At 68.1% G+C, this 13053-nt stretch carries 11 protein-coding genes and 2 pseudogenes; 4 read left to right on the top strand and 9 right to left on the bottom strand.

The window, feature by feature from the left end:
• The 4 genes from ACZ4N5_RS29990 to ACZ4N5_RS29975 are packed head-to-tail and all read right to left on the bottom strand — an operon-like array spanning position 1 to position 4529.
• Positions 1 to 1020, bottom strand: coding sequence for a 3-oxoacyl-ACP synthase III family protein (locus ACZ4N5_RS29990; protein WP_467760177.1), 1020 nt, complete (start codon positions 1018 to 1020; stop codon positions 1 to 3).
• A complete protein-coding gene (locus tag ACZ4N5_RS29985; RefSeq protein WP_467760176.1) occupies positions 1017 to 1670 on the bottom strand; it encodes an SRPBCC family protein in 654 nt (217 codons plus the stop codon). The genes ACZ4N5_RS29990 and ACZ4N5_RS29985 overlap by 4 nt, the downstream gene beginning before the upstream one ends.
• Positions 1642 to 3516, bottom strand: a complete 1875-nt coding sequence (locus ACZ4N5_RS29980) for a thiamine pyrophosphate-binding protein (protein WP_467760175.1) — start codon at positions 3514 to 3516, stop codon at positions 1642 to 1644. The genes ACZ4N5_RS29985 and ACZ4N5_RS29980 overlap by 29 nt, the downstream gene beginning before the upstream one ends.
• Positions 3513 to 4529: a GlxA family transcriptional regulator gene (locus tag ACZ4N5_RS29975; RefSeq protein WP_467760174.1), complete on the bottom strand. Its 1017-nt coding sequence runs from the start codon at positions 4527 to 4529 to the stop codon at positions 3513 to 3515. Before ACZ4N5_RS29975 ends, ACZ4N5_RS29980 begins: the two co-directional genes overlap by 4 nt.
• Before the next feature lie 315 nt (positions 4530 to 4844).
• Between ACZ4N5_RS29975 and ACZ4N5_RS29970 the strand changes: the two are divergent.
• Positions 4845 to 5027, top strand: a pseudogene (locus tag ACZ4N5_RS29970) (hypothetical protein); the annotation flags it as partial.
• 462 nt (positions 5028 to 5489) lie between these two features.
• On the opposite strand, the pseudogene ACZ4N5_RS29965 reads toward ACZ4N5_RS29970, so the two are convergent.
• A pseudogene (locus tag ACZ4N5_RS29965) lies at positions 5490 to 5633 on the bottom strand (diadenosine tetraphosphate hydrolase); the annotation flags it as partial.
• Positions 5634 to 5748: 115 nt separating this feature from the next.
• Positions 5749 to 6285, bottom strand: a complete 537-nt coding sequence (locus ACZ4N5_RS29960; protein ID WP_467760173.1) for a DUF4240 domain-containing protein — start codon at positions 6283 to 6285, stop codon at positions 5749 to 5751.
• Positions 6286 to 6694: 409 nt separating this feature from the next.
• Here ACZ4N5_RS29960 and ACZ4N5_RS29955 point away from each other — a divergent pair, with 409 nt between their 5' ends.
• Positions 6695 to 7006, top strand: coding sequence for a hypothetical protein (locus ACZ4N5_RS29955; protein WP_467760172.1), 312 nt, complete (start codon positions 6695 to 6697; stop codon positions 7004 to 7006).
• Between the two features lie 1118 nt (positions 7007 to 8124).
• Positions 8125 to 8880: a tetratricopeptide repeat protein gene (locus ACZ4N5_RS29950; RefSeq protein WP_467760171.1), complete on the top strand. Its 756-nt coding sequence runs from the start codon at positions 8125 to 8127 to the stop codon at positions 8878 to 8880.
• A gap of 77 nt (positions 8881 to 8957) precedes the next feature.
• On the opposite strand, the gene ACZ4N5_RS29945 is transcribed toward ACZ4N5_RS29950, so the two are convergent.
• Positions 8958 to 9959 carry a hypothetical protein gene (locus ACZ4N5_RS29945; RefSeq protein WP_467760170.1) on the bottom strand — a complete coding sequence of 334 codons (1002 nt, stop codon included), beginning with the start codon at positions 9957 to 9959 and terminating at the stop codon, positions 8958 to 8960.
• Between the two features lie 281 nt (positions 9960 to 10240).
• Between ACZ4N5_RS29945 and ACZ4N5_RS29940 the strand changes: the two genes are divergently transcribed.
• Entirely contained in the window at positions 10241 to 10591 is a 351-nt protein-coding gene (locus tag ACZ4N5_RS29940; RefSeq protein ID WP_467760169.1) for a PRC-barrel domain-containing protein, read from the top strand.
• A 102-nt stretch (positions 10592 to 10693) separates the two neighbouring features.
• Here ACZ4N5_RS29940 and ACZ4N5_RS29935 read toward each other — a convergent pair whose 3' ends face one another.
• Together ACZ4N5_RS29935 and ACZ4N5_RS29930 are read right to left on the bottom strand one after the other, a co-directional pair.
• Positions 10694 to 11518 carry an SDR family oxidoreductase gene (locus ACZ4N5_RS29935; protein WP_467760168.1) on the bottom strand — a complete coding sequence of 275 codons (825 nt, stop codon included), beginning with the start codon at positions 11516 to 11518 and terminating at the stop codon, positions 10694 to 10696.
• Between the two features lie 200 nt (positions 11519 to 11718).
• Positions 11719 to 12990: a phosphatase PAP2 family protein gene (locus ACZ4N5_RS29930; RefSeq protein ID WP_467760167.1), complete on the bottom strand. Its 1272-nt coding sequence runs from the start codon at positions 12988 to 12990 to the stop codon at positions 11719 to 11721.
• Positions 12991 to 13053 lie beyond the last annotated feature (63 nt).

Genomic DNA, 13053 nt, shown 5'->3' with positions numbered 1-13053 from the left:
TCATCCCCGCCCGCCGTGCCAGCGGACGGCGGCGCCGCCGGCGAAGTCGCCGGCGTGGGCGAATCCCCCCAGTACCACCAGGTCACCGTCCTTCACCTGACCCGAGCGGATCGCGTGGTCCAGGGTGACCGGGATCGCCGCTCCGAAGAGGTTCCCGTACTGGTCGAAGGTGTTCAGGTGGCGTTCGGCGGGCAGTTGCAGCGCCTCCCGCCAGTTCCGCAGGAAGGTGCGGTTCGGCTGGTTGGTGATGAAGACGTCGATGTCGCCGGTGGCCACGCCGAGCCGCCCGCACAGGTCCGTGATCACCTCCGGCACGAGGCGGTTGCCGCGTGCCAGGACCTTGGCGACGCTGGCGTCGGTGAACGCGATCCGCAGCTGGGACTTCCCCGGCTCCCAGTACTTGCGGCCGTCGTCGACCGCCACGGTCATGTCCCCGGCGTAGTCGCCGATGTGCCGCGTCTCCACGTCGAGGATCGGGGCACCGGCCGATGTCGTCACGAATCCCACGCCGCAGCCGTCGCCCGGGATCGCGGCCTGCGCGAGCCTTCGCACTTCGGACTGGGTGAAACACTGGCCCGCGGCGCTCTGCGCGTTGCAGATCAGCGCGGTCTTCGCATCGGTGGTGCTGAGGATCTGCCGGGCCAGCTTCAGCATGTACACGAAGGAGGCGCAGCCGGCGTTGGCCACATCGATGAGCCACTCCGGGTTCAGCCCCAGTCGGCGTGCCACCTCGGTGCCGGCGCCCACGAACGGCAGATCAGGGAGCTGGCTGTGCACCAGCAGCACATCGACGCCGCGGATCTCGTCCCTGCCGTGCCGTTCGATCAGGGGCTGCACCGCGCGCTCGACCATGTCCGCGTTGGTCTCGTCCGCGGCCACGTGGTGCCGTGCCGGCGGCACCTTGAACATGGGGTTGCTGCGGAGCTTGTCCTCCGCTCCGGGGTAGTCGGTGTAGAACTCCGCGGGTACCGGCTCGCCGGGAAGGTAGCTCGCGACGTCGGTAAGGCTGACCGTGGTCACTGTGCCACCGCCCTCACCGGAGCCACGCTGATCGGAAGTCCGTTGCGGTGACGGTGTTCCAGGATCGCCTTGAGGTTGTTCATCTCCACGGTGTGCCCCGCGTAGAAGAGGTCCCAGAAGTCGCCCACCCAGGGCCGGTCCGGGCGGGGAGCCAGGCCGGGGTGCGGGTTGTTGTCGTAATAGGGATGCCGGCAGTTGGTCCAGGTGATCACCGAGCCCGGCTTGTCGAGCACCAGGCGGGCCGGCACGACGCGCATCAGGTAGATCATCCACAGCTTGTCGCCCTGGTCCCAGGAGCAGTGGTAGTCCACGGTCATGGCGTCGGGGTTGGCGACCACCTCGCAGTAGATCTCGGTGTCGTCCTCGAGCCGGTCGTGGCCGACCCACAGCCCAGGCGTGCCGGAGGGAGCGAAGTCCCGCAGGCTGCAGGTCCACTCCTCCAGGTTGTGGCCCTGGCGGAGGTAGTCGTAGGCCAGTTCCGGGGGGCAGTCGACGTACTCGTGGATGGTGCAGTACTGCCCGTAGACCTGGTGATGGGGGTAGACGGCGTGAGTGAGCTCCATGCAGTGGGCGGTCAGCTCGTCCCTGCCGGGGTTCTCGATCCTCATCAGGCCGGGGATGTCAGCCAACGTGGACGACTCGTCGCTCATCTGAATTCTCCTTGCTGTCGGCGTGCTGGGTACTGCTGGTGGCTTCGGTGAAAGGCTGGAAGGGGAGGAACGGAGGGATCTCCCCCGGGTCGCAGTTCAGCGCGACGAATGCCGGGCCGCCGCCCGTGTTGCCGCGAAGCAGTGCCTGGCGCAACTGCGCCGCGTTCTCGGCTCCGGTGACGTCGAGGTCCGGGAAGGCGGCGGCCACCCCGGCGGCGATGTCGGTCCGGCCGAAAAGGTCGTTGGCGCGGACGCCGCCCTGAAGGAACTCCTCGCGCAGCGAGCACATGGCGTGGGCGTTGTTGTTGAAAATCACGAAGGTCACGGGTGCCGCGTACTCCACGGCGGTGTGCACTTCCATCCCGTGCATGAAGAAGGACCCATCGCCGGCGAGTACGTAGGTACGTCGTCCGGTGGCGAGGGCTGCGCCGATCCCGGCGCCGAAGGTGTAGCCCATGCCCCCCATACCGAGCGCCACCACGAAACGGCCGTGGCGCGGTGCCGGGAGGAGATGGACCGCGCTGGCGCCTGCGTTGCCGGCGTCCACGAAAACGTGCGCGTCCTGAGGGAGCGCCGCCTCCACCGCGGCGACCGCCTGGGTGTAGGCAACGTTTCGCCCCCGGGTGGCCGAGGGGTTCGGGCCCGCCATGGCGGTGGGGAGGGGGCCGGAGTGCTCGGGGCAGGCAGCTGGGCGTGGCGGGAGCCGGCCGGTCACCGCGCGCAGCGCGTCCCGCAGGTCCCCGCCCAGTGTGGTGGCCGCCATGAACGGCCGTTCGGGGCCCAGGTATACGACGTCGGTGGTGGCGAGGGCGCGCTCAAGGCCGCCGCGCGCCAGGAGCGGCAGCGGGGTTCCGACCAGCACGCACACGTCGGCCCGGCGCAGACAGTCCTCGACGTTGGCATGGCCCATGACCCCGGCCACGCCGGCGAACCGGGGATCACGGTTGTCGAAGACGTCCTTGGCGTCCGGGGTGACCGCCACCCACGCCCCGAGGTTCCGGGCCAGTTCGGCCAGTTCCGTCCGCGCGTCCGCGGCGGCGACGTCCTCACCGGCGATGATCAGGACCCTGTCCGCCCTGCGAAGGATGTCCGACACCTCGGCGAGAGCCGCGTCGTCGAGCCGTGTCGCCGACGGCGCCGGTGCCGGCTCCGGCGTCTGCACGTCATGCATGGGCGACGCCGGAGTCGGCACGTCAGGTGTGGGCGACGCCGATGTCGGCACGTCAGGTGTGGGCACCGACAACGGCCCGCCCGATGCGGGCGCCGGGCCACGGTCGGGCAACCGGATGCGCGCCTGCTGCACGTCCTTGGGCAGCAGCAGCACCGCTGGACCGCGCGGATCGGCCTGCGCCGCCGCCAGCGCCCGCGGCAACAGCTCGATGAGCGAGTCCGCGTCCTCGACCCGGGCACAGAACCGGGAGATCGGCGTGAAGACCTCCCCGGCGTCGAAGGAGTCCCCCTTGCCGCTGGTGTCCTGGAACGCTCCGTGGCCTTCCTGGCCGGTCGGGGGCTGGCCCACCAGGGCCAGCACGGGCACCCGGGAGGCGTACGCCTCCGCCAGACCCGGTACCAGGTTCATCGCACCGCCGCCCGAGGTGGCGGCAACAACGCCCAGGCGCCCGGTGGTTCGGGCGTATCCGTCGGCCATCGTCACGGCCGAGAACTCGTGCTTGGCGACGACACCGAGTACGGTGCCGCCGCGATGAACGGCGTCATACAGGTCTTCGATGTTCGCGCCGCCGACGCCGAACATGTGGGTGACACCCGCCCTCGCGAGCTCGTCGGCCACATGGTCGACCAGGCGTACCGTCCCTGCCTCGGGCTCGCCCGAGGTGGTGGTGGTCATGCGTGGCTCCTGTCCGTCTCGTGGCGCCGGTCGATGAGGCCGGACGGCGTCATGACCTGGAAGCGGTGCCGGTACTCCTTCGGGGTGAGTCCCAGGGTTCGTCCGAAGGAACGGAAGAAGGTCTCGGGGGCGCCGAATCCGCAGCGGCCCGCTATCTGACCGATCGGCAGATCGGTGGTTTCCAGCAGCTCGCGCGCTCGGGAGATGCGCGTGCGCTCGACGTACTGGCCGGGGGTCGTGCCCACCTCGCGCCTGAAGACCCGGGCGAAGTTGCGCGGGCTCATGTTGGCCCGCTGGGCCATCTCGGCCACGGGTAACGGGTTGTGCAGGTTCTCCAGAATCCACTCCTGGGCGGTCCGGATCGGCGGATGGTCTGCCAACTGGGCGTCGAGCATCGCGCTGAACTGGGACTGCCCTCCGTGCCGTTTGAGGAAGAGCACCAGAAACCGTGCCGTCTCCAATGCGAGTGCCGCACCGTGATCGGCCTCAACCAGGGCCAGCGCCATGTCGATCCCGGTCGACACGCCCGCCGAGGTCACGAAGGGGCCGTCCCAGACGAAGATCGGCTCGGCGTCCACCGTCACGGCCGGATAGCGGCAGGCCATCGCCTCGGTGTAAGCCCAGTGCGTGGTGGCACGTCTGCCGTCCAAAAGGCCCGCCTCGGCCAGCAGAAAGGCTCCGCCGCACACAGAGGCGACCCTTCGCGACCGGGCCGCCGCCGTGCCGATCCACGAAACCAGCGCCCGGTCCTCGAGTACCTCGCCGACACTCCACCCGCCCGGGACGAGGAGGGTGTCGATGGGTCCCTGCCCCGCCTCCAGCGGCAGCGCCCCCACGACCACTCCTGAACTCGTGCGCACCATCGGCGCGTCAGCGGATACCAGGTCGATCCGATAGGGGGCGGCCGCCGGGCCAAGAAGCCGGTTGGCGACATCGAACACTTCAATCGGTCCGGTGATGTCCAGCGCCATGGCGCCCGCGTACACCACCACAACAACACGTCGCTCTGCCACGGTCACAGCCTGTATTGATCCTCACACCGACTGCAATGACAGTTTATTGACGTATCCGGCCAGCAGACAGTCGCTGGATGAGCAAGAGTGGCCGCTGGCCAGGCAGTTTGTGAACGCCGACCGACTGCGGCAGGTGAGGCAACTCACAGGCGATCAGCTCGTCATGACGTCTCGACGAGAAGCCGAGAGGGGCACGGCCCCGACGGCGTCGCCGTGGCCGTTCAGCCACGGCCATCAACAGTGCCGCGCTCTTTCACAGTTGGAACAGCCAACCACGGCCCGGGAGTACGGGCTGTCCTGGGAACGCCCCCTGCGATGCGGCGTTGTCGACGGCGGTCGCGGATTCGAGCCGGTGCAGGCCGAACTGCGTCACTGGTCCGCGAGATCGCCGCGGCAGGCCATGAAATCGGCGTGCACGGCTGGTTCACCGTCCGTTGCTGTTGGGCACGTGACACCGTCGCCGAGATCACGGGGAGGCAGCCCACACTCTTCCGGCCCCCGTACGGCGTCATGTCGGGATCGGCCCATGTGGCGGCCCGCTGCCTCGGACTCACCCCCGTGCTGTGGACCTGCTGGGGCGAGGACTGGACCGCCAGGGCCACCCCGGAGTCGGTTCACCGCACCGTCGTCAGCGACCTGTACGGCGGAGGCACCGTGTTGCTCCATGACTCGGACTGCACCTCCGCGCCGGCGCTTGGCGGTCCGCCCTGGGCGCTCTCCCCCGCATTCTCGACACCTGCGAGCAGCGAGGCTACGAAGTCGGTCCACTCCGCGACCACGGGTCCCCCGGCCTCGGTTCTGAGCGACCGGCACGCCCCCGCAACGCCACACGAAGTCCTGTGCCACGGACGTACGACGTCCCGGGATGAGGGCTGTGCAGGGTCACCCTGCTCCGCGACAGGGGGTGACGCCGTTGTCTGCCGCCCCAATCCCCGCCCCGACCTGCCGGGCCCAAGGCCCGGCGGGCTCCCGCTCGCACCGCGGCCAGACGTGGGCGTGCGAAAACGGGTCGGTGTTCCCCAGAATCTCCAGGTTCACCCGGCGGAAATCCGGGGCCAGTTGTCGACAGGTCCGCTCAACCGCTCCTCCGAGCCGGTCCATGTCGTACGTACAGAAATGACAGCCACTTGCGATACAGGTGGAGGAACTCCTCCGGCCATTCTTGAGGTGGCTCGGGGATACGGTCTCCCTGGCCGAAGATCTTTGCCGGGTGGGTCGATCAGTCCGTGTGGAGCGCGGCGATCCGCGGCAGTCGGGCGGCGATCCTGCCGTGGTCGTCGAAGTCGAAGTTCCAGGCGGGATCGAGATCGGGGTAGTTGATGGTGAAGGCGTGGCCGGGAAGTTTCTTACGGGTTGCCGCCCGGTAGGCGTCCCAGGCGATGCTCAGGGATCGCTCACCTTCCAGGTCGATTCCTTCGGCTGCTGCCGTACGGACAGCTTGCAGGTCGGCCAGATGGTCGGCATCCGCCACGACCTGCTCAAAATCGGTACGGCCTTGGGCGATCAACCAGCCGCGGAAGTAGTCGAAGCCGTCGTCGGAGCACCCGCCATTGATGACATAGGCCGCTGCCCAGAGGGGAGCTCGGTAGGAGGCTGCCATCAAGTCCCACAGAATCTGCTGGGCATCGAGGATCTGCCGGGGCTCATGGGCGGCCAGGAGCACGGCGGCACGCCGGGCGATTTCTTCGGCTTCGATCGAATCGTCTGCTCCGCCGCCGGCTTGGGCAATCAGGTTCCAGAACCATTCGATGTCCATGACGGCACAGCATGGCATCCGGGTCAGACAATGCCGACCGCTTTACTGCGGCGGATCGCTGTACGAGCCCTTACGAATTGAACGACCGAAGGCCTTCCGGACGGTCGCTCTCATGACTGGGTGAGAATGCGGATCCAGAGGAGTTCGAACGAGGCCCGGCCATACGTGGGTGGCCCCGTTCGGGGCGCGAGCTCCATTGCTCACGAACCGCTTGTCCCGCGCCCGGGATTTCCCATCTGACGGACCTTCATGTGAAGATGATCGCCGCCTGACGTCGGGGATCGGGCGCCTCTTCCAGGATCACGGGAGCTACGAGGCGCGCCCAGCCATGCATCCGACCAAGCGCCAGAACTCCATCGAATTTCGTTCCGCGAATTCCCATGTGTTGCGCGAAGGGGCTCGGACACACATGCATGACAAGACCTCGACGGGCACCCCGGAAAACGGTCGGGACCCGTCGCCTCCGGTTCGTTCGGCGCCCGCCATATCCCGGGCGGAGGGCGCCCCGGCCGAAACCCGTCGCCGCCGCTACAGCATCACAGTTGCGTTGAGGGTATTGATCTGCCTGATGACAGCGGCAGCCGGCACACTGGTGGTCTATCTGTTCTGGGTCATCACCATGATGGGTGGTGGCTGGTATTTACTTGTCGGCACGATCGTTCTCTGCGCACCCGTCCCGGTGCTCGACCTGATCACACGGCTCCAGAACAAGCAGCGTTGACGTCTTCCGGCCGCACGATTCTTTGCCGTAGCCACCTCAGACCGGTCGCTTCCCGGCGCTCCTCCCGACCTGACCTAGGACTCGTCCAGACGTACGTCCTGGGGCCCTGCGCGCCGACCTTCCGGTCGGGGTTCCCGCGTTCCCGGTGGCCGGGACGCTCGTGGCTCGGGACGAAAAATAGCCCAGGCCGTTGGTCGCAACATTGTTAACGTGACGGCATGGGACGATGTCGATATCGGCACTTGGCTGTTGGGCCCGAGCGTTTCCGGTGGTGGGTCAGCCATCGCCATGTGCCGGACTCGGACCCTGGCAGTGTGGTCGGAGGCTCGTGCCAAGAGGTCCTCGCGGTCGCGCGCGAAGGCTCGCCAGGTGCCATCCGCATCGTCTTCGCCTCCGGTCCCGATCGCGTGGTGGGCGGCGGTGGTTGGGGGGCTCACGAGGGAGGCGTCAGCCGGTTGAATGGCGGCGGGTATCTCAATCTCCACAGGCCGGCGACCGTAAGAGCCTTGCTCGATGAGGTCTTGGCAGATGGGCAGCGCTTCGGGCACGCCACCTATGTTGATGGGTGGCGGTTCTTCGAGGCCGTACTCACCCGTCTTCCGCCGGAGCGGCAGGAAGCGTCACCCGATCCCTCCGGGTGAGGTTGTCCAGGTGCGGACAGGTGAGACCTCCCTGTACGGACGGATGAGGTGAGCACGACGCCGATCTTCGGTACCCCGCACGTCTTCAGCCAGCCGTCGTAGCGTCCGATGGCGTGTCAAGGCGTGTCCCACTCGCGATGGAAGCGGTGATCAGTGACGTAAAGGCGAATTGGCGCGAGGCTGGAAACCCGCTGGCCCGAGGGGACTCCGTGGGCAACCCGGACGGGATCGCGGCAGGGGACCCGGCGACCGTCGGTGCCCATCGCCTCGCCGCCGCGACCACTGGAAACGGGCCACGGTGCCGATCCACGTCGCACGACAAGTGGGCATTCCATGGACCGGGCCTACGATTGTGTCGACCGACAAGCCATACCATCTGTTGAGGCCCGACACACCGGGACGCATACGGGTACAACTGGCTTGTCCCTCACCGCCGATCCGGCCCTCCTTGCGAGGCTGTGGCGCAATGAGCCACACGTGCCCGCCAAGGCGGGCCAAGACGCGAAAGGCAGCGACGTGGTGCAGTGGCAGGGGACCAACTTCACCGTGGACGGACACGAGCCGACCAGCGCCGAGGAGTATTACCAGATCGGCCTGCACTGCTGGAACAGCGCGCAGCACCACGGTGCGGACGTCTTCTTCCTGGAAGCCGCGGCGTCCACCGGCCACAGTGCCGCGATCGAGCTGCTGGGGCACATCGACTTTGTGCAGGGGCGGTATGCGAGCGCGGTGCCGCGGCTGCGGCACAGCAGCGCTTCGCCGCGAGCGGCCTACTACCTCGCTTCGCTCTACCACCAGGGCTGCCCCCAAGCGGGCATCGTTCAGTCGTTGGACGAAGCAGCCCGCTGGTATCACGCCTCGGCCGAACTGGGTGAGCCCGAGGCGATGCTCGCCCTGGGCGACCTCTACCTGGAGCGGCTGCTGCCTCTCACCCGGTCCCCGGCGGAACATGCCCTGGAGCAATTCCTCGCGGCCGCCACACGCAACCACCCGTACGCCCAGTACCGTGCCGCGGAGGTCTACCGCACCCTCTACCAGGACAACGAACGAGCCGCCGTGATGTACCAGTCCTGTGTGGACAACCCGAGGACCGGCCGCCACGCACTGGGCTCGATGATGATGCTGGAGAGTCAGGCGCACCTGCGGGAGATATCAGCTGTCAGGACAGCCCGCCTGCAGCAGCAGCGGCGTGACACCGTCAACCCCGCGCAGCGCCGGGACAACTTTTACTGACCATGTCCATCGGGGGTAGGACCGCACCACCGGGCACAGCCTGGCCACGGCCGCCCGCAGCGACATCCTCCCACCGGTCAGCCGCACGCCAGGACCCACAAGAAGACTGCGACCGCCCGCAGCAGGTGTTCCGTTTCCTCCGTCTGGGCCAGCAGCGCGCCCGGTACGTGGGACAGCTCCCAGGAAGCCGGGTCCGCGGGTTCGCGCGGCTCCGCCGCCCACAGGCGCCCGATCTCCTCGGTGTCGGCCCTCAGCCTGGCGCACGCATCGGCCGTGGCGCCGAGGACCTGCGCCAGCGGGCCTGCCCTGCCCGGGCCGTCGCTCGGCAGTTTGTCGGCTGCCACGGACAGTGCGGCGGCGGTCTCGGCCAGGCGCGATGCCCGCTCCAGCCAACGCGATGCCGGGCGCCCGAAGGCGGCGCTCGTGTCGGGCCGTGGTTCCCAGTCCCGGCCGATCCGCGCGCCGACAGACCGTTCCTGGTCGGTGGGGTGCCAGGTCCCCTGCGCCCGCAGATCGTCCGCCCGCCCCATGGCCTGCCGGGCCATGGCGAGGGCCGCCGGCCAGTCGCCGAGTTCCCAGTCGGGCGTCGCCCGCAACTCCCGAACGCGGTAGCCGAGCGTCAGCCGCACCCCGGTGGGGCGCGGCCGCACAGGATCGGCCTCGACATGGGCCTGCAGTACGTGCCTGATGCCGGCCACCGATGCGGCGCTGCCGACTCCGATCCCCGCTTTGCGGGCCGCATCGGGCAGGGGACCTGTGTCCAATGGATCGGCCCCCTGGACGCCGTAGCGCATGGCATCGGCCAGGGGGACCTGGTCGACCAGGATCCCGGTGTCGTAGGCGGCCCGCCACAACAGCAGGCCCACCGTGGTGTGTCTGGCGCTCCCCCACGGCCACTTCGCCCGCGGACCGGGATCCGCGGAGAACCGCCGGGGTACCGGCGCGCCGAAGCCGAGATCACGCTCCTCGTGCCAGGCGACCAACAGGCGTGCCTGGTGACATGCCCGCTCCCACGCCCCGCAGCCGTAGGCGACCTGGTGCCCCGACTCCCACCCCTCCACGTCCCCGTCCGCGTTCACGGGGCGAACCGTACTCGGCCCCCACCGGCGCACGCACCCCTCGTGGATCCGCTCTCCGTCTTCGTCCCCGTGATTTCCTGTCGAGCCCTCTGCCGTTCCGCCGCCGAGGCGTGCAGCGGTGATTACGGATATCGAATTGTTTCGATGCGCGTGTGCGACGGTGGCATTCGGGACGCGCGGCGCGCGGCGTTCCGCGAAAGGGTCATCTAATCTGGATGACGCCTCTGCGATTCCCCGGTTCTGCTGCGGAAGAGCGAGGAATTTCGACGAGGGAGCCGTTCATGAGTGACAACATCTGGGGCTACCACCCGACCGCCGGGCACATCGTGGGCACCGATCTGGTCGGGTACAAGGTCGAGGCCACCGACGGCGCCATCGGGAAGGTCGACAAGCATGCGGACGACGTCGGCTCCTCGTACCTCGTCGTCGACATCGGCGTGTGGATCTTCGGCAGGCATGTCCTGCTGCCCGCCGGCACCGTGAAGAGGGTGGACCGGGCCGAGCGGAAGATCTACGTCGCGCTCACCCAGGAACAGATCAGGGAATCGCCCGAATTCGACAGGGCCAAGCACGTCGGCGACGCCGACTATCACGAGCAGGTCGGCGGCTACTACCAGAGCCACCGCTCCTGAACCCTGGCTCCAAGCCGCAGGGGGCCGACCGGAGAACTCCGGTCGGCCCCCTGCTCCTGGACAGGGCCCGGCCGCTTGCTCCGCACCGGGTCCAGCAGTTGCTCAGCCCTGGGCCAGCTCCGCCACCGGCTGCCACTTCTCCCATGAGGCCAGACGCTGCTCGTAGTCGGCCTTGGCGATACCCAGCGGCGCCGAACCGAAGAAGCAGCGCAGCGGCGGCTCTTCGGCGTCCACGATTTCAAGCACCGCTGCGGCGGACGCGCGCGGGTCGCCCGGGGTGCCGACGCGCTTGCGCCGCTGTTCCTGTACTTCCTTGTGGAACTCGGCGTACGCCGGCAACTCCTGGGACGTGCTCGACGACGAACCGGCCCAGTCGGTGGCGAACCCGCCGGGCTCGATCAGTGTGACCTTGATGCCGAACGGCGCCACTTCCTGAGCCAACGCCTGACTCATTCCTTCGAGCGCCCATTTCGAAGCGTGGTAGATGCCGACCAGCGGAAAAGCGCTGATACCGCCGATGGAGGAAACCTGCAGAATATGGCCACTGCCCTGCTCGCGCAGGAACGGCAGTGCCGCCTGGGTGACCCACAGCGCCCCGAACAGGTTGGTCTCCAGTTGCGCGCGAGCCTCCGCCTCCGTGATTTCCTCGACCATCCCGAAGTGGCCGTAGCCGGCATTGTTGACCACCACATCGAGCCGGCCGAACCGCTCGTGCGCCAGCCTTACGGCGTCGAAGTCGGCGTCGCGGTCCGTGACATCGAGTTGCAGAGGCAGCAGCCGCTCTCCGTAGGTCTCGCGAAGATCGCCCAACGTGGACAGGTCACGTGCCGTCGCGGCCACCGAGTCGCCGCGTTCCAGCGCGGCAATCGCCCACTCCCGCCCGAAACCGCGTGAGGCGCCGGTGATGAACCAGATCTTCTGTGTCATGGAGTGCTCCTCATGAAACCCGTCGTCCACTCGGTCACCACGTCGCGTCGCGGTGCCTGTCCTACCACCCAACACCTTCGAGTGGGCTCCAAGGCAACTCCAGCCTTCCCGGGCGCGGCCCGAACACCGGCTCCAGCTCCCCGTGCAGAAGGCCTCCGCGGCGGTCCTGGGTATTTCGAGGCGTTGTGGGCCGACAGCGGTTACGCCTGTACGAGTTGCGGTTCCGGTTGTTGCGCTGGTGCGGTCTTCGGACTCCACAGTTCGGTGGTCCGCACGTAGCCGTAGACCACGGAGCTCATCGCCAGAAGAAGGCTTGGTCCGAACGCCCAGGGATATCTGGCCATCTCCAACGGCAGGTAGCGATACGAAACCAGGAGCGCGATGAAGACGGCCGTGCCGTAGCCGACCAGCCGGATACCCGACCGGTCCCAGCCGCGGTCGAGCGAGCGCATCGCCGCCTCGACCGTGAGCGCGAACACCACGCCGGCGACGAGATCCGCGCCGTAGTGGTAGCCGAATCCCAGCGTTGCGGTGAGCGTACCGACCAGCCAGAAGGTGCCTGCGAATCGCAGAGTCCTTGAGGCCTCTCGGGAATGGATGAAGAGCGTGGTGGCCCAGGCCGTATGCAGGCTGGGCATGCAGTTGCGAGGGGTGATCTCGTCGAACAGAATCTTGTGCGGGGCCCTGATCGGCGGCGCCGTGTGCGGCCACAGGTTGGCCGCCGCCCAGTGCCCGCCTTCGGCACCGTAGGCGAAGACGGGTCCGGCCACCGGGAAGATCATGTAGATGAGGGGCCCGAGCAGGCCGATGACCAGAAAGGTGCGCACCAGATGATGGCCCGGGAATCGGCGCTCGACCGCCACGTGACGCAGCTGGTACAGCGCGAAGACGGCCGCCGCCAGCGGGAGCTGACCGTAGACGAGGTGGAGAGCGTGGGTGCCGATCGGGCCGGTGGCCGCGACGATGCGGCCTACCACCCATGACGGGTTGCCCAGCGCGTGATCGGCTGTCGCCACGTACGGGTCGAGGACTGCCGGACGGGTCTTCGATGTGATGAGCAGCCAGGTGTCGCCCGTCTTGTGGCCGGCCACCAGGAGCAGGCCCAGCCCGACACCCTTCAGCAGCAGGACACGTTCCTGGCCCGCGCGGCGCGTGATGGCGATGAACGCATAGGCCAAAATCACCCACAGCGCGCCATTGCCGAAGCTCAGTCTGGCATCGACCGCCAACCGCACCAGCAGGAAGACGACGTCGATGGCGATCGCCGCACCCAACGCGATGAACCGTTGCCGCCAGGTGAGCACCACCATCATCAACGCGAGGCCGGCATACAACAGCGGTCCCGAAGTGGGGGCGACTATCACCTCCCGCGCCTGGTTGGTCATCGGTCCCGGCAGGCCGTAGCGACGCGCGACGATCTCCATCGTGACGAGGAATCCGAAGGCCACCACACCCGCCGTGGCCCACAGCATCGCCTGTGGTTGACGTCGCGCAACGAACGCAATTCTGCTGTTTATTCGCGAAAGCATTCGCGA

The organism is Streptomyces sp. NPDC026500 (genome assembly GCF_055567635.1).
Note: the sequence above shows the minus strand (reverse complement) of the source record. Positions and strands in the feature narration are given on the sequence as shown.

What these genes read in the sequence shown, in the direction of transcription:
- ACZ4N5_RS29980 (WP_467760175.1), bottom strand. Translation starts at nt 3,516, where the DNA reads ATGACCACCACCACCTCGGGCGAGCCCGAGGCAGGGACGGTACGCCTG.
- ACZ4N5_RS29985 (WP_467760176.1), bottom strand. Translation starts at nt 1,670, where the DNA reads ATGAGCGACGAGTCGTCCACGTTGGCTGACATCCCCGGCCTGATGAGG.
- ACZ4N5_RS29960 (WP_467760173.1), bottom strand. Translation starts at nt 6,285, where the DNA reads ATGGACATCGAATGGTTCTGGAACCTGATTGCCCAAGCCGGCGGCGGA.
- ACZ4N5_RS29955 (WP_467760172.1), top strand. Translation starts at nt 6,695, where the DNA reads ATGCATGACAAGACCTCGACGGGCACCCCGGAAAACGGTCGGGACCCG.
- ACZ4N5_RS29930 (WP_467760167.1), bottom strand. Translation starts at nt 12,990, where the DNA reads ATGCTGTGGGCCACGGCGGGTGTGGTGGCCTTCGGATTCCTCGTCACG.
- ACZ4N5_RS29935 (WP_467760168.1), bottom strand. Translation starts at nt 11,518, where the DNA reads ATGACACAGAAGATCTGGTTCATCACCGGCGCCTCACGCGGTTTCGGG.
- ACZ4N5_RS29940 (WP_467760169.1), top strand. Translation starts at nt 10,241, where the DNA reads ATGAGTGACAACATCTGGGGCTACCACCCGACCGCCGGGCACATCGTG.